This is a genomic window from Nostoc sp., assembly GCF_036916985.1.
Lineage (GTDB): Bacteria > Cyanobacteriota > Cyanobacteriia > Cyanobacteriales > Nostocaceae > Nostoc.
This window is the reverse complement of the sequence record NZ_JBALFD010000082.1, coordinates 36,598-57,065: the sequence shown is the minus strand read 5'-3', so window position 1 is coordinate 57,065 and position 20,468 is coordinate 36,598. Positions and strand designations below refer to the sequence as shown.

The 20,468-nt window shown below is 41.6% G+C and carries 21 protein-coding genes and 4 tRNA genes; 9 read left to right on the top strand and 16 right to left on the bottom strand.

All coding sequences use genetic code 11. The annotated features are described in order from the left end of the window. Positions 1-55: 55 nt before the first annotated feature. The 4 genes from V7L07_RS26715 to V7L07_RS26700 form a co-directional block, all read right to left on the bottom strand. The gene (locus V7L07_RS26715; RefSeq protein WP_335061921.1) at positions 56-763 is read right to left on the bottom strand and encodes a 16S rRNA (uracil(1498)-N(3))-methyltransferase; all 708 of its coding nucleotides are present in this window, start codon (positions 761-763) and stop codon (positions 56-58) included. 13 nt (positions 764-776) lie between these two features. Beyond that, complete coding sequence (locus V7L07_RS26710; protein ID WP_335061919.1) at positions 777-1,421, bottom strand: Uma2 family endonuclease; 645 nt, start codon at positions 1,419-1,421, stop codon at positions 777-779. 307 nt (positions 1,422-1,728) lie between these two features. After that, positions 1,729-3,645 (bottom strand): sulfite reductase, ferredoxin dependent, encoded by a 1,917-nt coding sequence (gene sir / locus V7L07_RS26705; RefSeq protein WP_335061917.1) that lies wholly within the window; start codon positions 3,643-3,645, stop codon positions 1,729-1,731. 239 nt (positions 3,646-3,884) lie between these two features. Beyond that, a complete protein-coding gene (locus tag V7L07_RS26700; protein WP_335061916.1) occupies positions 3,885-4,424 on the bottom strand; it encodes a hypothetical protein in 540 nt (179 codons plus the stop codon). A 394-nt stretch (positions 4,425-4,818) separates the two neighbouring features. Here V7L07_RS26700 and V7L07_RS26695 point away from each other — a divergent pair, with 394 nt between their 5' ends. Further along, positions 4,819-5,760 carry an ADP-ribosylglycohydrolase family protein gene (locus V7L07_RS26695; protein WP_335061915.1) on the top strand — a complete coding sequence of 314 codons (942 nt, stop codon included), beginning with the start codon at positions 4,819-4,821 and terminating at the stop codon, positions 5,758-5,760. 297 nt (positions 5,761-6,057) lie between these two features. On the opposite strand, the gene V7L07_RS26690 is transcribed toward V7L07_RS26695, so the two are convergent. The 3 genes from V7L07_RS26690 to V7L07_RS26680 form a co-directional block, all read right to left on the bottom strand. After that, positions 6,058-7,059 carry a transposase gene (locus V7L07_RS26690; RefSeq protein WP_179065213.1) on the bottom strand — a complete coding sequence of 334 codons (1,002 nt, stop codon included), beginning with the start codon at positions 7,057-7,059 and terminating at the stop codon, positions 6,058-6,060. 21 nt (positions 7,060-7,080) lie between these two features. Further along, entirely contained in the window at positions 7,081-7,932 is an 852-nt protein-coding gene (locus V7L07_RS26685; RefSeq protein ID WP_335061914.1) for a hypothetical protein, read from the bottom strand. 141 nt (positions 7,933-8,073) lie between these two features. Next, complete coding sequence (locus V7L07_RS26680) at positions 8,074-8,733, bottom strand: Npun_F0813 family protein (protein WP_334733798.1); 660 nt, start codon at positions 8,731-8,733, stop codon at positions 8,074-8,076. Between the two features lie 358 nt (positions 8,734-9,091). Between V7L07_RS26680 and V7L07_RS26675 the strand changes: the two genes are divergently transcribed. Together V7L07_RS26675 and V7L07_RS26670 are read left to right on the top strand one after the other, a co-directional pair. Further along, positions 9,092-9,164: transfer RNA gene (locus tag V7L07_RS26675), tRNA-Arg, on the top strand. Positions 9,165-9,203: 39 nt separating this feature from the next. Next, on the top strand, positions 9,204-9,899 hold the full coding sequence (locus V7L07_RS26670) for a group I intron-associated PD-(D/E)XK endonuclease (protein ID WP_335061912.1): 696 nt from the start codon (positions 9,204-9,206) through the stop codon (positions 9,897-9,899). Between the two features lie 174 nt (positions 9,900-10,073). On the opposite strand, the gene V7L07_RS26665 is transcribed toward V7L07_RS26670, so the two are convergent. The 4 genes from V7L07_RS26665 to V7L07_RS26650 form a co-directional block, all read right to left on the bottom strand. Then, positions 10,074-10,145, bottom strand: a tRNA-Thr gene (locus V7L07_RS26665). An 87-nt stretch (positions 10,146-10,232) separates the two neighbouring features. After that, a tRNA-Tyr gene (locus tag V7L07_RS26660) sits at positions 10,233-10,318 on the bottom strand. Between the two features lie 124 nt (positions 10,319-10,442). Then, complete coding sequence (gene nadA, locus V7L07_RS26655; RefSeq protein ID WP_335061910.1) at positions 10,443-11,417, bottom strand: quinolinate synthase NadA; 975 nt, start codon at positions 11,415-11,417, stop codon at positions 10,443-10,445. 14 nt (positions 11,418-11,431) lie between these two features. Continuing rightward, positions 11,432-11,587 (bottom strand): hypothetical protein, encoded by a 156-nt coding sequence (locus tag V7L07_RS26650; RefSeq protein ID WP_335061909.1) that lies wholly within the window; start codon positions 11,585-11,587, stop codon positions 11,432-11,434. On the opposite strand from V7L07_RS26650, the gene V7L07_RS26645 reads away from it, so the two are divergent. Both V7L07_RS26645 and V7L07_RS26640 read left to right on the top strand, forming a co-directional pair. Continuing rightward, positions 11,567-12,487, top strand: coding sequence for a TIGR04168 family protein (locus tag V7L07_RS26645; RefSeq protein ID WP_335061908.1), 921 nt, complete (start codon positions 11,567-11,569; stop codon positions 12,485-12,487). The genes V7L07_RS26650 and V7L07_RS26645 overlap by 21 nt on opposite strands. A gap of 131 nt (positions 12,488-12,618) precedes the next feature. Continuing rightward, positions 12,619-12,703 (top strand) — tRNA-Ser (locus V7L07_RS26640). Between the two features lie 51 nt (positions 12,704-12,754). Here the strand turns inward: V7L07_RS26640 and V7L07_RS26635 are convergent. Next, positions 12,755-13,108, bottom strand: a complete 354-nt coding sequence (locus tag V7L07_RS26635) for a four helix bundle protein (protein ID WP_335061906.1) — start codon at positions 13,106-13,108, stop codon at positions 12,755-12,757. Between the two features lie 76 nt (positions 13,109-13,184). Further along, the gene (locus V7L07_RS26630; protein ID WP_335061904.1) at positions 13,185-15,464 is read right to left on the bottom strand and encodes an NACHT domain-containing protein; all 2,280 of its coding nucleotides are present in this window, start codon (positions 15,462-15,464) and stop codon (positions 13,185-13,187) included. A 160-nt stretch (positions 15,465-15,624) separates the two neighbouring features. Here V7L07_RS26630 and V7L07_RS26625 point away from each other — a divergent pair, with 160 nt between their 5' ends. The 4 genes from V7L07_RS26625 to V7L07_RS26610 all read left to right on the top strand — a co-directional run bounded on the left by V7L07_RS26625 (position 15,625) and on the right by V7L07_RS26610 (position 17,142). Beyond that, on the top strand, positions 15,625-15,840 hold the full coding sequence (locus tag V7L07_RS26625) for a hypothetical protein (RefSeq protein ID WP_335061903.1): 216 nt from the start codon (positions 15,625-15,627) through the stop codon (positions 15,838-15,840). A gap of 117 nt (positions 15,841-15,957) precedes the next feature. Further along, positions 15,958-16,224: a FitA-like ribbon-helix-helix domain-containing protein gene (locus tag V7L07_RS26620; RefSeq protein ID WP_335061901.1), complete on the top strand. Its 267-nt coding sequence runs from the start codon at positions 15,958-15,960 to the stop codon at positions 16,222-16,224. Beyond that, complete coding sequence (locus V7L07_RS26615; RefSeq protein WP_335061899.1) at positions 16,221-16,679, top strand: type II toxin-antitoxin system VapC family toxin; 459 nt, start codon at positions 16,221-16,223, stop codon at positions 16,677-16,679. Before V7L07_RS26620 ends, V7L07_RS26615 begins: the two co-directional genes overlap by 4 nt. 16 nt (positions 16,680-16,695) lie before the next feature. Then, positions 16,696-17,142, top strand: coding sequence for an acyl-CoA thioesterase (locus tag V7L07_RS26610; protein WP_335061897.1), 447 nt, complete (start codon positions 16,696-16,698; stop codon positions 17,140-17,142). Here V7L07_RS26610 and V7L07_RS26605 read toward each other — a convergent pair. From V7L07_RS26605 to menA, 3 genes are read right to left on the bottom strand one after another with little or no spacing between them, the layout of a single operon-like run. Next, on the bottom strand, positions 17,135-18,517 hold the full coding sequence (locus tag V7L07_RS26605; protein WP_335061895.1) for a 2-succinylbenzoate--CoA ligase: 1,383 nt from the start codon (positions 18,515-18,517) through the stop codon (positions 17,135-17,137). The genes V7L07_RS26610 and V7L07_RS26605 overlap by 8 nt on opposite strands. Further along, positions 18,502-19,500, bottom strand: a complete 999-nt coding sequence (locus V7L07_RS26600) for an o-succinylbenzoate synthase (protein WP_335061893.1) — start codon at positions 19,498-19,500, stop codon at positions 18,502-18,504. Before V7L07_RS26600 ends, V7L07_RS26605 begins: the two co-directional genes overlap by 16 nt. 13 nt (positions 19,501-19,513) lie before the next feature. Beyond that, a complete protein-coding gene (gene menA / locus V7L07_RS26595) occupies positions 19,514-20,410 on the bottom strand; it encodes a 2-carboxy-1,4-naphthoquinone phytyltransferase (protein ID WP_335061892.1) in 897 nt (298 codons plus the stop codon). Positions 20,411-20,468: the final 58 nt, after the last annotated feature.

The following is a 20,468-nucleotide window of genomic DNA, read 5'->3' as shown; positions in this document are numbered from 1 at the left end:
TATACGCTGGAGTGATGTCTCACCCAAAATTACTTTTGCGTGAGCTATAAATCATTTATACTTCACAAGCTGCTGAAATCAAGGATAATGCTACTACTGGGGCTGTAACTGCTCTCAAGATGCGACGACCAAGGGAAACAGGTTGAAATCCAGCTGACTTTGCATTCTCAATTTCTTGTATTGTCCATCCCCCTTCTGGCCCAGTCGCAATAACAATCTCGCTAGAGATGTTATTCAGCACTTTGTTTAAATGAGGATAATCACCACGAGCCTCACAAATGTAACGGCGACTTGTCTGATTTGCGGTGATAGCAGTATTAAAAGCAACAGGCTCTAAAATTGTCGGCACGAATGAGCGTTCTGATTGCTCGGCGGCTTCCGCAGCGATGCGCCGCCAGCGTTCGAGCTTTTGAGGACTAGGCTGAAGTAAAGTGCGATCGCTCAATACAGGTGCAATACAAGTTACTCCCAACTCTGTACAACACCGTACCACTTCATCAAATCCATTGCCTTTGGGTAACGCCACCATCAGCGTAATTGATATAGGTAATTCTGTTTCTACTAAAAGCGGTTCTAAAACCTGTGCTTGTTCCCCTATAAGCTGCGCTAACCACCATTTCCCCATACCATCCATTGCAATAAAGCGATCGCCTTCACGCAAGCGCAACACCCGCCCTAAATAATGCTGTTGTTCTTTGGTGAGTAAAATTTGCCCTTGCTGGAGTTGGGAGGGTGCGATCGCAATTCTTTGCAGTTGAGACATTTTTCTTAATAAATTATTGCCCTGCTGTAGAAATCTGCTGTCTAACCCAGGTACGGAAATCACGAGTTGCTGCTATTTGTCCAATTTTCTTGCTTTCTTGAATAAATCGCGGAATTTCCGTCACCAGCACAGGCGCAAAAGTTGGACTGCGATCGCTTTGCGAGTATTGTTCACTATTGAGGGTGTAAACGCGCAACACATTTCCGTTATACCGCCAGAATTCGGGGACTCCCATTGAAGCGTAAAGAGCCAACTTGTTTATCTTGGGTCTAGAATATTCCACTTCCAATACTAAATCTGGTGGTGGGTCTGTATTCAGATCAATATTTTCTTTGTTGCGGACTAATAATTCGTTTTGGATATAGTAGCTACTGTCCGGTTCGCCTCCTTGCTCCAAATCATCCCGCGTCATAGTCAACGAGCCAGCGCTTTTAACTTCCAAACCAAATTCTTCACACAACACAATCACAAAACCTTCAATGAGACGGTTTGAATTTTCGTGTGGCATCAACGGGGTCATAATTTCTACTATGCCGTTGTCATAAGCTAGCCTTTTATTTCGCTCAGATCCCATATCTGCCAGCATCGCTTTGAATGTCTGCCAGCTAATGTTTTGCAGCACATCCCTAGTTTCTGCGAATTTTGCTGTCGTTACCATAGTTCAGGTTTCCTGTGGATGTGTCACCGAAGAGAGCAGGGGAGGCAGGGGAAGAAGAAAAGCAGGGGGAAAGAATAAATAGCTCCAAAAACAACTTTGCTCTCCTCTGCGCTTACCTCAGCGCCCCTACCCTGCGGGAAGGCGTTCGCGTAGCGTCTCGTAGAGAAGCGCCTATGCGTTTAAACTTAAACCCTCAATTGGCCACGAATTTACGAAACTGTGTACTAAGTGTATTAGGACTTACGCAAGAGACACAGATGGATTTATCTGTGCCTCTCTTTGATTTCATTATCTTCAATTTTTCGGCTTACGAAAGATTCTGGAAGTAAACCTCTAGTGCTTCAGTTACCAACTGAGTCATCGGTTTACCTTGGCTTTCTGCTACTTCCTTCAACTTGCTATAAACCTCTTCTTTCAAATTCACCCGATGGCGCGATTTGTTTGCACCATTGGCTGTTTTGGGTTCGTAGGTGGCAGCAAATTCGCGGATGGCATCAAAACCAACGCGATCGCAAAAATCACCAAAGCTTTCTTTTGATTTCCGAGATTTCTTAAAGTAAACAAAAATCGGCTCTAAGAAGCTTTCCAAGTCATTATGGTGCAGCTTTTCTGTATAAGGTTGTGCCAGTCGAGTCTGATTTGGCGAACCTCCTAACCATAATTGGTAAGATTCTGGAGCGCTACCAACAAAGGCCAATTCTGCCAAGTAGGGACGAGCGCACCCGTTAGGACATCCTGTCATCCTTACCACAAAATGTTCTTTTTGTAAACCTATTTTATCTAATAGAGCGCGAACCCGTTCCAAAATACCTGGTATTGCCCGTTCTGATTCGGTGATTGCCAAGCCGCAAGTAGGCAAAGCCGGACAAGCTATTGCATACCTTACTAAAGGTTCGATTTTACTAGGGTCGTCTCCGACACCGTGACGGCTGAGAATGTCTTGAATAGCTTCCTTGGTATCTGGTTCGATATCGTAAAAAATCAGGTTTTGGCTAGGTGTGAGGCGGATGGGTAAGTTGAACTGCTCGACAATTTCGCGCAAGGCGGTTTTCAGTTGCAACGAACCTTCATTCTTGATTCGACCATTTTCAATGGAAATTCCTAAGAATAGTTTGCCATCACCTTGTTCATTCCAGCCGAGGAAGTCGTGATATTTGAATTCTGGTAGTGGTTTGAAGGCTTCGACTGGCTTACCAAAATATTCTTCAACTTTAGTGCGGAATTTCTCTACACCCCATTCATTGATTAAATATTTTAATCTGGCATGACGACGATCGGTGCGATCGCCATAATCTCTCTGGGTAGCAACAATCGCTTTCACCACGTCGTAAACGTCATCTTTCGTTACATAACCAATGGGGTCTGCTAACCTAGCGAAAGTTTCTTCTTTACCGTGGGTTCTACCTAAACCACCACCAGCAAAAATATTAAATCCTTCTAATTGCTTCTTTTTATTGGTAATTACTACCAATGTTAGGTCTTGAGAATACAAATCAACCGAATTATCCCCTGGCACTGTCACACTAACCTTAAACTTTCGGGGCATATAGTACGTGCCATAAATTGGTTCTTCGGTGTCATGGATAATTGTGCCATTACCATTGCGCTGTCGTGCCGCCTTCACCTCTGGGTTCTCCTCAGCACTAATTACCTTTTCCCCATCTAACCAAATCTCGTAATAAGCGCCTGTTTGTGGTGACAGCAAGTCGGCAATATTCTGGGCATACTCCCAAGCATACTGATACTCTGGGCGATTTTTAAAAGGGGCTGGTGGTGCCATCACGTTGCGGTTGATGTCGCCGCAAGCTCCCAAGGTTGAACCTAGATTATTTACAATTGTAGCGATCGCTGATTTTAGATTCTTCTTTAAAATTCCGTGCAGTTGGAAACCTTGACGGGTAGTTACTCGTAAGGTGTGGTTGCCATATTCATCAGCTAGTTTATCTAAAGCCAGATATAGCTCTGGCGGTACTAAACCACCCGGATTTTTTGTCCGCAGCATAAACTGGTAATCTTTTTCCTGTCCCTTGGTGCGGTTGTCGCGGTTATCCTGCTGATAAGAGCCGTGAAACTTCAAAAGCTGCACCGCATTTTCGGTAAAATGAGTAGTGTCTTGAAGGATCTCAGTTGCTACAGGTTCACGCAAAAAATTACTATTTTCCTTGATTCCTTCGACTTTGGAAGGCTTACGGCTAGCGATTGGGGAAGGAGCAGATTTAACCATTAGACTTGTATAGGATTCTCAATAAAGCATTAGTAGACGCCGAATCAGCACCCTTCGGCTACTTGATCCCCGGTAATCCGGCCGGAATAATGAGGAATATTTTAATTTTACCACGGCAAAAGCCGGCTTTATCAGTGATTTAACACTTAACAAAACCAGCTTTTAGGAGTAGTGAGTTTTGTGTGCTGAGTCCTGAGTACTTAAGTAAAGTATAGAGTGAATAAGGACTCAATAATCTTTTATTTGAAGCGATAGCCAATACCACCATTGATGCTAACAGCAGAAGCATCGCTATTTTGATAAGCGCCGAGTCCGACTTTGGCATTAGTGTAGACGAGGAAATTGTTAGCAACTTCCGATTCAACGCCAGCACCAAGCACTACTGAATCTCTATTACCTATGGGAGTTGGTGAGCCATCTTTCTCTACAAAAGAATAACCACCAGTTAAATAGGCGTTAGTTCTATTAGCAATAGGCACATCCACAGAAAGTTCTGGGATGATAGCACTTGTCTTATCACTCCAGAGGACATTACCGCGTGCAGAAAACGGCGTATTTCCTAATTTTGCGCGACCTGTGACATTACCGCCAAATGTAGCATCGTCGTTGATACCTTGTCCGCCACTAGTAATGCCAGATGCAACACCAGCGCCAACATAACTAGCATCAGTGCCCTTTTTGGTTTCAGCAGAAGCTTGACCAACTGATAGAACAAAAGGAGCAACTATTAAGGAAGACAATGCAGAAATTGTCACGAAAGACTTGAGTAAGCGTTTCATAACTTTGTCCCAATTTTGTATTTTTTACTTATATATTCCAGGTCGATAATCATGTAGGAATGTTCCAAAGTTTCCCCAGATTTTGTTAAATGAATGTTTCTATTGATGCTTAAAATTTACAAGCTAACTATCCCTATAAATAATAAATTAGCTGTTATAATTACATTCAATGTCTTTTGATCGTAGTTCTTTGTTCCCAAAATAGACGCTTTGAAAAGTGGCACAATATTTGGAACTAGAACTTAGTAAGTATCTGGTAAATAAAATACCCGAATAACAATTTTTTGCCGAGCTTTTCACAGAGGATGAAAAAGTAGGCTGTAACATCTGTTGCAACAAGCTATAGAGGGAATCTATAAAGTTAATTTTGAGCAATTTTTGTGGAGATTGAATAATGCTAACCGCTGCAAAAACATTGTCTGGTTTGATGGGTTTATGTGTCGGTGATGCGTTGGGTGTGCCAGTAGAGTTTACTAGCCGCGCTGAACGAGTAAAATCTCCAGTGACAACGATGTTGGGTTATGGCACATGGAATCAACCACCAGGAACTTGGTCAGATGATAGTTCCTTAAGCTTTTGCTTGGCAGAATGTCTTTGTAGAGGGTATTCGTTAGAGGCTATAGCCAATTCCTTTTGGCGTTGGTACAAGGAGGCTTACTGGACTCCCCGTGGTGATGTCTTTGATATTGGTCAAACTACCCACACAGCGATTATGCGCCTGAAACAGGGAGTTGTTCCCCATCAGGCGGGCGGTAAGGTTGAAAATAGTAATGGCAATGGTTCTTTAATGCGAATCTTGCCGATGGCTTATTGTCATAGAAACTTAACTTTAGGTGAATTGCTGGCGCGAGTGCATGATGTTTCGGCGATTACTCATGCTCATGCGCGATCGCAAATGGCCTGTGGTATTTATATTAGTATTGCAGTGGCGCTCTTAGAAGGTGCTGACCCCCAAACAGCTTATTTACAAGGATTGCAAGACATCCAAACAATTTATTCTGTCCGAGAATTTTTGTTAGAAAAGCCGCATTTTGGCAGAATTTTCAGTGGTGAGATTGCCAAAGTACCAGTAGAAGAAATTAACTCTGGTGGCTACGTAATTGACACCTTAGAGTCATCCCTCTGGTGTTTGTTAAATAGCTCGTCTTATTCTGAAGCAGTATTGAAAGCTGTCAACTTAGGCGGAGATACTGATACTACCGCCGCCGTCACCGGTGGGTTAGCCGGAATTTACTACGGCGTGGAAAATATTCCCAAACAATGGATAAACCAAATTGCTCGTAGACAGGACATTATCTACTTAGCAGAGCGTTTTGCAAGGGCTGTCTATAGCTAGTTTGGAATTAGAAATTATACCAAGTGTTTGATAAGCGGCTTTTCGCAAGTAAAATCAGTAGTAGAAAAGTTTCATACTGGTTGAACAATGCTAACCGATGCAAAAACATTGTCTGGTTTGATGGGTTATGGATAAACCAAATTGCTCGTAGACAAGACATTATCTACTTAGCAGAACGTTTTGCAAGGGCTGTCTACAGTTGAAAGGAATAATAATTTTAGATTTTAGATTTTGGATTTTAGATTGAAATTTAATCCAAAATCTAAAATCCAAAATCCAAAATGGAATCGCCCAATCTTAAACCGTAGACAAAGAATAGACCTGACCATCAATCAGCAGTCGTGTGATGCCCTTGGCTTCCAAATGAGTACGAGCCTTATGGAGCATTTTACTATCTGGAACCTTAATCACGCGATCGCGCTTTGTAGAAAAACGCTTTGCCACACGATGGTTATCAAACACCGGCAGAGTTCTTTGCTGAGTTTCCAGGCTGGGAATTTGCCCCAAGTCACCAAAGTCCTTCAGAGGACGGGTAATTAATTCTGAGGAACGGTCAATTACCAAATAGCAAGTTTTCGGCAAATTCGCTACTGACAGGGGTAAAACTTGAACTGATGCTTCACCTGGTCTGCGTTTTGTGACTAAAGGTCTTTCCTCGTCCAGGTCATCATCATCAAAGTCTTCTTCCTCAAAATCGTCATCCTCTAAATCATCATCATCTAAATCATCCAAATCCTCTGATTCGTCTAGCAAATCTTCGCCCAGCATGTGCGCGATGACGGCTGCTCCTGGATGTTCAACCTTTAGAGGCGGGATGGAGATGCTGACTATTTCCGGCGGCTTTGGCTCTGGAGTTTCTAATTTCTCAGATGTGACTCGGAGTTTCGGTTTTTCCGCCGCCGAGGGGCGTCGCCGCACCCGTCTACTAGCGGCGATTGACTCCGCCGTTTCCTCTGAGTAAAGTTCCTGCTCTACACGAATTATCTTACGTGGTAGTGGCTCAACCTTTGGCACTTCCAAGGGCGGGCTTTCAATGGGTGGAACTTCTATCTCCGGCTCAGGTTGAGTCAGCAGTGGTAACTGCTCGTAGCTAACCTGTGCCCTTCCCTCAGGAGTTCTCGCAGCCCGCTTTAAAGAGACTAAGTACTCATACTCATCCTCTGGCAAAGTACTTTTGAGCAGGCGACTAATTGTCGAGTTACTCACACCGTAACGGTCTGCCAAAGTTGAGGTTGTTTCGGCAGTCTCTCGATATAACTTCAGAATTTCTTGCTTGTCAGAGTCAGTTAATTTTCTCACGGTAGATACCAAAAATCCTTACTAAGCTCGTTTTCTTGTGCTGGTACGCCGCGTTCGTCTTAGTGATGCGTCATATTCTAAGGCAGCGCCCATACCAAATAACACTCCACTAAACACCCAAAACACTTCTAATATCTCTCCACTTTGATAATTGGGGCCTTGGGCATATTTAAACCACATATCTGCAATGTAAAGCGAAAAGGCCGCCGCTGCAATCATTCGCCAAGACTGGGAAACCCTTCCTCCCCAAAAGGCTAACAGCAGAGTGGTAGCAATAATTAACAGAACCACATCGCTAACTACGTAAAACCAGTTCAAAATAGCGACTAGCAGTTCCGGGGATGTTTCCTGTTGCATAGAAATCCACCATGCCAACAAACTACCGAATACTGCAATTGCTAACACAATTAGCCACTGCCATTTTTCCAGATTGATTCGCCTGGAAGCCACAGCTAAAATCATGCCTGCGCCAAGTAATAGATAAGTCAGTACAAAAAATATATCGCCTACAGACACATCCGGTTCATCTTTTAAAACTATCTCGGTATAGCCGAAAATTATCCCCCCAACGAAATAGGAAAGCATACCTAGCCCAATTAAGAGCCAAACATTCCGGCCACTGACGATTTGTGGACTCAGCCAGTTCCTCAAGCATAAGATACTGGCAGCCAAATAAGCTAAAGCTTCAAAAATATTTGTGCCAATCACATACCATTCAGCCCGGCTTTCTATGCCATCGGCTCCGGGAACTTTGGCACTAAACAACAAAAAGTATAGCAGTGCCAGTACAGCCCAGCCAATATTAGCTAAGACAATGTTCTGAGTGTTGAAAATAGATTTAGAAAGGAACGAATTCTCGTAAGAGTTATTCATAGGACTTGACTTATGTAGATGCACTCTGGCGGTATTTTGAGTTAAATGACTGTATATGTAGCATTGTGTCTGCCAAGTAATACACAATCGGACACCAAAAGCAAGTACCAGTGGCCGGAATTTTCTGAAAAAATTTCCATGCTACTGCCATAGTTTACCCAGTGGCGATTGATTTAGCCAATTTATAAACAGCGCTCGCTCGGCTTCGGGCATATCTTCTAGCTTATAAATTACTTGTTTGGTAAAATTACCATTGCCAAAATAGGCTTTTCCTAATCGATGCAGTTCTTGTAACAGAATAACTACATGATTTTCTTGCCAATCAGGTATTTTGGCTGTCGGCAAAGGATTAGTAGACACCAAATATTTAACTGCTTCTAGAGAAGACGCTTGAGGAAATTGCTTCTGCTGTAATACTTCGGCAATATCTTTTTCAAATAATGCAACTTGCCTAGCACCTAAAAACTCTTCAATATCGATAGAAACACCTTGTAACAGCAAAATACTGGCTTGGATTAAAATCGCCGTTTTGCCATGACCACCTGTGTCACTATCCAGCTGCTCTAAACGGATTTTACCCCAGACGCTAAAGCGTTCCGGTTCCTCCAGCAAAACACAGGCTTTACCTCGGTTATCCGTTAATTCTCTCCATAAGGCTCTAGCTTCTTCTTCTTGACTAGCTTTGAAAACACTAATCAAGCGAAAAGTTTGCCCTTGATAACTGAGAATCGGCACTTGCTGATCCTTTTTTGGGTGCTGAATGCTTGATATTTCAACATCCTGCCGTTTGAGAATAAACATGGCACTAGCAAATAACTCCTCACAGGGGCACTCTTAATATGGAATATACAATGGCATTTGGCAGTATCGCCAAGGCTGAAATTACCTAGCATACTGTGAAAATGAGCCTCGCGATCGCCAGATGCTTCCCGAAGGTAGCCGCCCAGAGGACGTTAGCGCTAACGGGCAAATAACCCCTTGACAACACAATATATCTAAACCAATACCCCATCTGTTTCGTTTTCGGTGTAGATTACACTAACTAGCGACTAGCATCTTAGCCTTGCTAGTGGTAAATCTGCAATTTTTGATTGCTTCTTGGTAGGTGAAGACGATATAATAATGTAGGTGACTCCTTCAGGAGCCATTATTTTGTTTTGGGCGCGTAGCTCAGTGGATAGAGCAATTGCCTTCTAAGCAATCGGTCGCAGGTTCGAACCCTGCCGCGCTCGTTTTAACTCAATACGAACCCTCAAGCACTGTGAAGTGATATGATTACCTTCACATTTGAGGGTTCGTTATTGCTGCATCATACCAAGAACAAAGGCGATATTGCTGCTACCAAAGCGATCGCTGACCTAACGCTTAAAGGATACTTGATTCTCACACCACTTGTTTGTGAGCATTTACCTTTTGATTTTGTTGCTTATAAAGACGATAATTTTTATAAAATCCAAGCTAAATATGCGGGAGATAACAGGGTCGTAAATAAAACTATTTGGGTAGATAGAAATGGGACTCATCAGAAGAAGTACAAAGTAAATGACTTTGACTTTTATGCTGTTTATCTGCCTGACATAGATAAAGTTGTTTATCCATCAGTTCACTTTAATGGTTGCTACATAACTACCCAGATACCTAATTCAGCTACACCGTTTTACTGGTGGGAGGATTTTATAGACTTTACTGAAGCAGCCTCCAAGCGAACCTACAAGGAGTTTGGCGTTGATTTAACAACCAGAAAGGTTAACCCAGATTCTAGAATTCACACTAGAAAAGTTGAAAGGCCATCAAAAGAAGAACTAGAAAAACTAGTTTGGGAAAAGCCAACAGCACAAATTGGCAGAGATTTTGGCGTGTCTGATAAGGCTGTAGAAAAGTGGTGTAAGGCTTATGGGGTAGAAAAGCCACCCAGAGGGTATTGGGTTAAGAAAGCTTATGGAAAAGTAGAAGGACAGTTAACATAATATACTCTTGAAAATCATAGCCAAAAAAAGATGATACCCAAAATTCTGTTCTGATAGCCAAATCATAGTCAGAATAGCCACTAATGCAACCAAGAGAATTAGCTTTTGAATATCAAAATCTCTTAAAAACGCTGAAACCCTTAAGTTTAGCTTGGTTGTTTGATAAATTTAAAAAGCCCGTGACGAGGATTGAACTCGTGACCTCACCCTTACCAAGGGTGTGCTCTACCACTGAGCCACACGGGCGAAATGTGATTTTGATTTTTCAGCTAGAAGTTAAAATGCTGGGAGTTTTGATGCTTACCCAGTCATTATAACTTATAACTTCGTAAGTGGTGGGCCGGGCTGGATTTGAACCAGCGTAGGCGCAAGCCAACGGATTTACAGTCCGTCTCCATTAACCACTCGGACACCGACCCGATTTGTCTCACGATTTAAAATCTTAGCATCATGTTTTAGAAATAGCAAGTTATTAGAAAAAATAACTTGTAGGTAGAGATCGCAATAAAACTGCGTCTCTACCATCAGTATAAAAAGTACTAGTTACACGCTCATTTCCAGCATTCGTTGCATTGGTCGCAGTGCAGCAAGGCGAATATCCTCCGACATGGTAATTTCGGGAGTGCGATTTTTCATTGCCAAGTAGAGCTTTTCTAGGGTATTTAACCGCATAAACGGACATTCGTTACAAGCGCAGTTATTCATCGGCGGTGCAGGAATAAAATGCTTGTCAGGAGCTAGTTTTTGCATTTGGTGAATGATTCCCGGCTCTGTCGCAACGATAAATTCTTTGGTGGGGCTGCTTTGACAATATTTAAGTAAAGCGGCTGTGGAGCCAATAAAACTGGCGTGGCGCAATACACTACTTTCACATTCTGGGTGGGCGATCGCCTCTGCTTCGGGATGGGCAATTTTTAACTGGACAATTTTCTTTTCCGAAAAGGTTTCATGGACAACACAGCTGCCTTGCCATAGCACCAAATCTCGTCCAGTTTGTTCCATGACATACCGCCCCAAATTCCGATCTGGGGCAAAAATAATCGGCTGTTCTTTCGGTATCTGCTGGACAATTTTCACAGCGTTGGAACTGGTGCAAATAATATCGCTCATCGCCTTGATATCAGCAGAGCAGTTGATATAAGATACCACCAAATGATTCGGATGCGCGGCTTTAAAAGCTGCAAATTCATCTGCTGGACAACTGTCTGCTAAAGAACAACCAGCATTCAAATCTGGTAAAAGTACTAATTTATCGGGATTAAGTATCTTTGCTGTTTCTGCCATGAAGTGAACACCAGCAAAGACAATCACATCCGCATTGGTTTTTTCGGCGGCTCTTGCCAGTTGTAATGAATCCCCAATAAAGTCGGCAATATCCTGAATATCTGGCTCTTGATAATAATGTGCCAGGATAACTGCGTTGAGTTCTTTTTTGAGACTCTCAATGGCGGCAAACAAATCTAGTGGTAGTTCACCCAGTTGGGTTTTTTCTTGTTGAGCTAATGCAGTAGTAAACACAGTTTAGGGGTGCTTTATGTTGCAAATGTATGTTCTGTGGATTCAATTATAGTAGTTTTTACCAAAAATAGTGGACGGTTGATATTTTGGGGTTGTGTCCAAATCGGGCTGAGTTTCATATCCTGGAGATAGACGGCAAGGAAAGTGGCATGACCAGTCAGAAAACTCAATCGATAAACCTCAAAATTGCTGTAGTTGGAGATATTCACGACCAATGGGAAGTGGAAGATGGCGTTGCACTCAAGCATCTGGGTGTTGACTTAGTGCTGTTTGTCGGGGATTTTGGCAACGAGTCGGTGGAAGTGGTCAGAGCGATCGCCTCTCTCGATATTCCCAAAGCAGCCGTGATGGGCAACCACGATGCCTGGTATACCGCCACCGAATGGGGACGCAAAAAGGCTCCTTATGACCGCTCTAAGGAAGACTGGGTACAGGAACAACTCGATTTATTAGGCCCGTCCCATGTCGGTTACGGTAAGTTGGATTTTCCCGCTTGGAATTTAACTGTAGTGGGGGGTCGTCCCTTTACCTGGGGTGGCCCAGAGTGGAAATTCGCGGAAATCTGTCAAGAACGTTACGGTGTGACGAGTTTGGAAGAATCCGCCGATCGCATCGTGAAAGCGATCAAAAGCGCCGCTTATGAGACAATTATATTTTTGGGTCACAATGGGCCGAGTGGGTTAGGCGATCGCCCCGAAGACCCCTGCGGCAAAGACTGGCACCCAATTGGCGGCGATTTTGGCGATCCAGATTTTGGCGAGGCGATTTCTCATGCCTTGACTGCTGGTAAAACCATTCCTCTGGTAACGTTTGGTCACATGCACCGAGATTTACGCCATACCAAGAAGGTGCAGCGCAAGCCCATTTTTAGAAGTCCAGAGGGGACAATTTACTTAAATGCGGCTAGTGTCCCCAGGATTGTGGAAAATGACGGCGAGAAGTTGCGTAATTTTTCCATTGTCACCCTAGAGGCGGGTGTGGTTTCGCAAGTTTCCCTAGTTTGGGTGGGGAATGACTTTCAGGTGGCTTCAGAGGAAATTTTGTATGAGCGATCGCGTATTGTGTCGTAGACATTCGCATCCAGTAGTGCAATCTGCGTAGATAATAGGGTATAGTATGATCTGTCAAGTTTAGTGCTAACCAACAAAAGCGCCTGAATAGCGTCTGAAACTAGGATCAGCACAAGTTTGACAGATTTACTGGAGAGGTGGCAGAGTGGTCGATTGCGTCCGACTTGAAATCGGATGAGGCTAAAACCTCCGGGAGTTCGAATCTCCCCCTCTCCGTTTAGGAATTAAAAATTAAAAATTAAAAATTAAAAATTGGGGAGAATGAGGTTAGGTGGGGCTTTTGGTGGAGATAATGATGGCACCAAGAATTTTTGTTAGTTCTTCGGCTTCGGTTTGGAGTTGACTAATTCTTTCTTGAGGTACTATTTCGGCAGCAATGAGCAATCTTAACCAATACCGAGTTTCACGGGATTCTTTTAGTGCAATCATGAGCTTGCTGATAAAATCTGCTTTGCTTTGAGCAGCTTGCGCTTCTTCTACATTAGCTCCAATCGATGTTCCTGACCTTAATAACTGTTGAGCAAGGGTTCGCGCTACTCCTGGTTTGTCATCTAAAAACTGGCACAATTTGACTATGCGAACTGAAAAAGTAAAAGTGCGATCGCAAATATCTTTTTTCACAAATGATATTAAAAAAATAAATTACAAATTAATAATTAAATCTTTAATAATTTTATACTTGATATAAATAGTTTATTTAACAGGGTTTAATTTTTATTGGTAAAAACAGTGAATTTTCTATTTTATCTCTGACTTCACGGCTAACGTAACAATCACTATTTAGACAATCATTAAGTAATAGATTAGCGTTATAGTAATTCCATATTAATTCTATTTGTTCATCATTTAATTCTTCTCGATAACAAATTTTTCTATATTTTATAATCAACTCTCTCAGTTGATTCAACCATTTCTTTATAATTTTGTCTTCCCGTTCTATCCTCTTTTCTGGATTATCCTGAAAAGGAATTTGTTCTTTGAGTTTTTGAAGTAAGTTCTGAAATTCAGGTTCTAAGTTCAGATTAAGAGAAAGAGCATAGGTAAAACACTCTTGATAATCATAGTCTGTCATTTCAAGAGCATCAGTGAGTGCATCATCAAAATCTATCTCTGGATCAATATAATCAGTAAAACCAAACGCTCTAGCAAATTCACCACAGGAATCTATAGCTGAGTAACTAAAAAAAAGAGCGTGTTCTAGGTAAAAGGCTCTTACTCCTGCTCCTTTATTGTTATATTTGACTGATAAAAATTTGTTATATACTGTATCCAAAATATACTGTAACTTATTATCAAAAGCTACAATTGAGTCAATTTTTGACTTCATCAAAACTAATAAATCATCTGCCTTCCGCATCATTCCAGCAGCAAGCAAAAATACTTCCTGCCAACGTATCTCTGTAATATGCTCTACCAGACTTTCCCAAGCAGAGTTAGCAACTATTTCTCTTGCAGCAAAATACTCGTGAAACGTTAAATGAGAAAAGGAATAGATACCTTTTGCTCGTTCTACTAATAACCCATGCTGTGCTTCAATAGACTTTAAAACAGCTTCACTATCGAGTTTCAATACTTCTGGATCTGTGTCAGCATTGCGTAAGTTGCGAATAAAATCAGCAATGTACGCTTCGGCAGTTTTCTGCTTAAAGAAATAGTCTTTCTGCTCAAAGGTAGTTAAGCCTATTTGACTCAACAAATCTTCCTTACGCTGCAAAGATAGATTTTTATAGACCTGCTCTCTCTCAATGTTGCGTTTGGCATCCCATTTTTTCAGCAAGACATCTAATCCTTCTTGATAAAGTTCAGAACGGTTTGCTGGGAAATCTCCACTATCTCCAAACACCAAACACAGTAGTGTCAAAAGTAAAGGACTACTAGCTAGTTCTTGAATTGGTTCATTCTCTTTTAGTTTTTGAATAAATCTTTGACTTTTAACTGGATCAGTTAACTGGAACCAATTTTGAGCAAAAATAGCTATTTGTTTTTCGTCGAAATCTGCCATTTCTACTTCTGTGAAACTTTGATAAGTGTATTCTTTCGCAGCAATACGACAGGTAATTACAAACTGATTGGTATGAAACAGGTCAGAAAATTCCCGAATTTGTCGTAAAACACGCTTAGTATCTTCCTCTCGTACTTCATCTAACCCATCCAGTAATACCAATGCCTTACCCTGTTTTAAAAGTTTCTCTACTTCCGCACTGGCATGAGTTTCCCCACAACTTGATAATAGTTGAACAATAAATTTCAAAATATCTGGTTTTTTAGCTGCTTCTGCAAAATCTTTTAAAGTGATAAACAAGGGAACTCTGCTTGCTTGAAATGTCCCTTCAATACACTGCATTGCTAGATATTTTAAAAAAGTGGTTTTTCCTGCTCCTGGTTTACCTAAAACCATCAGCTTACTATAACGCTGTACAACCTCTAGTCCTGAGACTCGTTTCTGTTTTACTCCGCTAAGTCCAAGTCGCTCAAAGTTATCATGGTCACAGCTTTGCATTAGTTCCGCAACTTTTAGCCGTCTTCGTCCTGTTATTGCCTCCAGAATATTGACATTTGTGTAAATACCTTGTTTTCCTGTTAACTCAATTGGCTTAGGCATATCTAATACCCTCATGGTTCCGCACTTTTCTTTGATGTAGGGTTTGATTTGTTTGCGGATTTCTTGCACTAAGGTATCAATAGAATCATCTACGTCATCTGTAGTTAAATCGCCAGAGGGTTTTTGCAGTGAGTATCTTTTGTTTAGATACTCCCGTAAGCGGCTTTCTTTAACAGGGCCATTACCAGTGATACAAAATTTTTTGTAAATGCCTGTAAGACAAGTGCCGAGGTTACTTTCAGAAATGTTTAATTCTTGAGCTACGTTGACTCGATTCTTACTACGACCGAATATTTCCAGAAAGACTTCTTTCTCTCGGTGCGACAATTCACTGTATTGCTCCAGGTTCTTAAAAAAGTCCTCTGGTATAGACATTGACCACTCCCACAATTACTTATAAGCCAGTGTAGCCAAAGTTTTTATCAAAATGTGGAGTTAAATCAGTGTAAGTCAGGCTAAGTCAAGGTAAGTCAGATAAATAACTACAAAAGAAAATTGCGACATTGTACTCAGTTAAGCTACTGAGGCAATCGCAATGCTAGAAACACTAATCCCTCTGGTTGTAAATAAGTCTGTTGAAGTTGTTGTTGGAATACTGCTGGAAAAGTTTTGTAAATGGCTACTGAGTGATACCAATATCAAAAGTACTAACACCTTTCTGAAAATGCAGATTCTTGTACTTTATCTTGATTGGGTTTTACGAAAAACATCACTAAAATCTCTGTCGGAGGAATCAGAAGAGAAGGATTAAGAAGCAGGTGGGTATTAGAGATAATAAAGCGATCGCACCCACAAACCAAATGCGATCGCACCCCCTTATGCTTGCATTATGCTATCATTTTGCTAAATTCTACTTTGAGGTAAACCGATGGCTACCCTTTATGTAAGAAATTTACCCGATGATTTGTATGCAAAGCTGCAAGAGTTAGCGGTATCTCAGCACCGTTCAATTAACGCCCAAGTTATAACTCTGTTAGAACAAGCTTTAAAAACTGAAGCACAGCAAATAGAAGACCAAAAACAACAGAATGTACTTAAAGTCCTAGAAGAAAGTCGTCAGCGTCGCCGTGTGAATCCAGCAGATTTCGGATTACCTGATAGTACTGAAATGATTCGAGAAGACCGCGACAGATGACTACCCCTTTAAGATGCGTGTTAGATACCAGTGTGTGTATCAAGTATTTTATTGCTGATCCACTAACTACCAAAGTTAATCAACTTTTTGACCATTTTGCCAATCCACAGACGGAAATATTTGTTCCAGACCTCTTTTACATTGAGTGTGCTAACGCCTTATTGAAGTACGTCCGTGCAAGGATGTACACTGCTGCTGAGGTTGAGACAGATTTAGCTACTCTCAAAGCTTTCCCCTTGCGTGTCGTCTCCACGGCTGACTTGATGGCGGATGCAGTTGCGATCGCATTAAACTATGGAATCTCTGCCTACGATGGCTCTTATGTTGCACTTTCACAGCAGGTAGGTGCTACTTTGCTGACTCTCGACGGTAAGCTGGTGAAAGCAATAGCGGCTTCGTCTTACAATGTTTCCTCGTTTAATGACTTCGAGGTTCCACCGTTGGAGTCAATTTAATATTCAATTGTCAAAAATGTCTTTTACTTATAACCGCACGGTTCGCTTTCAAGATACTGATGCTGCTGGGGTAGTTTATTTTGCTAATGTTTTGGTTATTTGCCATGAAGCTTATGAAGAATCTTTAGAAGCATCAAGTATTAATCTCAAAGATTTTTTTACTAATCCGTCTGTGGGGTTTCCGATTGTTCATGCTAGTGTCGATTTTTTGCGCCCTATGTTTGTTGGGGACAAGTTACTGATTAGCTTAATTCCCCAAAAAATAGGTGTTGAGAAGTTTGAAATTACTTACGAAATTACTGTGGGTGAGGTGGTAGTTGCTAAGGCTATAACTCGTCATGTTTGTATTGATGTGAGTAGTAGAAGTAAGCGGGAATTACCTGATGAGATTATTCAATGGTTGGAGACGAACCGCAGAGACGCAGAGGGCACAGAGAGAAGAAAGTATAGAGAGATTATGTAATGGAATTTTGAAGGAATTCTGTGGCTATTTGCTGTAACTGTTGGCGGTTAATTTTACCTTGGGAGTTGCGGGGTAAGTTTTGCTGGGGAATCCAATATTTAGGGATTTTAAATTTGCTGAGTTTGTCTTTAAGTAGGGTTTGGATTTTTAAGGCAGAGGTATCTGATTGTTTGGGGATGTAAATTGCTGTTAAGGCTTGTCCCCAGTGTTTATCTGGGATGCCGATGACACAAATATCAGCAACCATTTGAGTTGCTTGTATTGCGGATTCAATCTCTGCTGGATAAATATTTTCTCCACCTGTAATAATTTTGTCGCTGTTACGTCCGACTATGTTTAAATGACCTTGTTCGTCTAAAAAACCTAAATCATCTACTTGGAAATCAGTTGGATTATCTCTAGTTATCGGATAGTAACCAAGGGCTAAAGATTGAGCGTAAATGGTGATATTTCCGATTTGATTGGAATTTAAAATTTCGCCTTGCTGATTGCGAATAGTTACTTTTGCATGGGGAAGAATTTGACCACTGCTAATTTTACCTCTCAGAAAATCATCTGGTTTGAGGGTAGCAATTTGAGAAGCGGTTTCTGTCATGCCATAGGTTAGTGCTAACCGGATGCGATGAAATCTGGCTTTTTCTAGTAGTTCGTTCCATGCTGGCGCACCTCCCAAAAGTACTGTATTAAATTGGGATAGCCATTCAGTTAATTCTGGATTTTGCAGGAGTCTTTGTAACTGCGTTGGTACTAAAGATATGAAATATTCTGATTGTTTAATATTAAATATTTTACCAGATTCTACATCTTTAAATGCTTGAATAGCTAGTTTGCCTCCGGTGGTGAAAGAACGTATAAATTGCATTAAACCGCTAACGTGATATAACGGCAACATACAAAATGAATTGACCTGTTTTAGTTGAAAATATTCTGTAAACCCTTGTACTGATGCTGTGAGAGTTTCCCAAGTATGAATTGCAAATTTCATCTGTCCCGATGAACCACCTGTAGGAATCATGATGTGATTGGGCATTGGGCATTGGTAATTATTTCCATTCCCTATTCCCCATTCCCTATTCCCTATTCCCAAAATAATGTCTGGTTTTACTAAATTAAAGACTTGTTGCCATTCTTGTGTTCCACAGTCGGGGTTGCAAAGAAAAACTGGACAATTAGCTGCACAAGCAGCAATAAAACTTGCTAGAAATCGTAATGGTTCGCGTTCAGCTAAGATGATTTTTGGTGGCGTTCCGCACGCTGATAATTGTGTTAGTTCTAAATATAATTCTTGAGCTATTTGATTAAATTGACGGCTGTCATAACCGATAAGCCAATCATCCTGAGCCAGATTATTAAGATAGTCTAAAGGTCGTTCCATAAAGTTTGAAACCACGTTTCTTCTTGTTCAAAAAAATGGTCGATGCCAAAACCAATTGCCCTGTTATTTCGGGATAATTCTGCTGCTAGTTGGAGTGCTGCAAGTCTAGCGATCGCAGTCTCAAATACTGATGAAAATACAGTATCAATTTGATGCTGGTGGCAAAACTTTCTCAGACGAGATGGCGATCCCACTATCCCAGGCTTGATGACGAAAATCCCTCGCCAACCTTGTTGATGACAGGCGGCGAGTTGCCCAAGTGTGGCGACAGATTCATCTATTGCGATCGCAGTTTCATAACTCGTACTCAATTCCAACATTTGCTGAAATTGTTCAACAGGTAGCGGTTGTTCGATAAATTCAATTTCTAGGGGTAGTTCTCCATTTGCCTTGAGATTATCGCAAGTCCGCAGCCATAAGTTAGCTTCTTCATAGCTGAGTCCACCGTTAGCATCTAATCGCAGTTTGGTAAAGGCTGGTAAGGTGTGTATGAGTGATTCAAAAATTTCTAGTTCATCAGCGATCGCATCCACACCAATTTTCCACTTAAACGTGCGATATCCTTGCTGCCACAATGTTTCCCATTGATTTAAAGCCGCTTCCCCTGCTGGTAATAAGCCACTGTAGAAGAGTGAAGAGTTAGGAGTTATAAAATTATCTCCCCCACTCCCCACTCCCCACTCCCCACTCCCCCACCCTTGGGCTGACTCAAAGCCAAATTGACAAGCAGGTAACTCATCTGGGATCGAAAAAATCGTTTCGTCTGTGATTTCTTCTGGGAGTTGGCGACAAAAATCTAAGGCTTGTTCTAGGGTTTCGGAACCAAACCAGCTAATGGGGGCGATTTCTCCCCAGCCGACTTTACCTGATTCATCGGTAAGACGAAGGATAATACCTTCACGAATATCCCACTTACCATGATTGGTGGTAAGCGATCGCAAAAATCTTCGCTGATACGGACGAAATTCAAATTGATAACGCATCAATTAATAATTGTTAAAGCATAAATCCCAGTCCAAGCAGCAAGCAAGCCCAGAAATGCACGGCTACGGCGATGAATTTACAGTTACTAACTTTATCGGGCTGGTTATGATTTTCCTGAACGTGGCGGCATAATTTGACAGCAAATGGTAAACTTACCCAACTAAGTAACGTCCAAGCTGGAGAAATCCCCAATAGCACAAATAGCAAGGTGAGAGGATAAATACTACCAGTAAACCAAACTAGGAGTTTGGCCCCTTTTTGGGTTCCGAGACGGACGATAGGCGATCGCTTGCCTGCGGCTATGTCATCCTTAACTTGGTGAAAATGTGAGCAGAACAAAATTAAGGTTGTGGCAATGCCGACAATCACTGAAGCTGCTAAAGCTGTCATAGACCAAGTTTGGGTTTGGCTATAGTAGGCTGCCTCCACTGCTAAGGGGCCGAAGGCAAAAAAGCAAATAATCTCACCTAAACCCTGATATCCTAAGCGAAAGGGAGGCCCTTGGTACGTATAGCCTAAACCACAGCATAGTAGAATGATGCCGATCACAGTTAGGTCATGTTGCCAAAAGGCGATCGCTACTATGCCCAGCAACCCCAAACCTAAACACAAATTTCCTATCCAAAATATTAATGGCTTATTGCCTGTTAAGTTCACCAGAGAATGGTGCTTATTTTGATCGATACCTGTTTCGGAATCAAAGACATCATTACTGATATTTTCCCAGGCGAGAATTAAGATTGCCGCAGCTACAAAAGTAGAAAATACTACACCATTGAAAATTTTAGTTTCGGCATAAGCCACTGCGGTTCCTACCCAAATGGGCATAATGGCAACGCTGTACATTGGCGGTTTAATTGCTGCCATCCATAACTTAGTGTTTGGATATGAAATTTGGTTGGTAGTCATCAGTCGTGATTAATTAAATTGCCAGAATATTACTCACACTTGAGATTTTATAATTTAA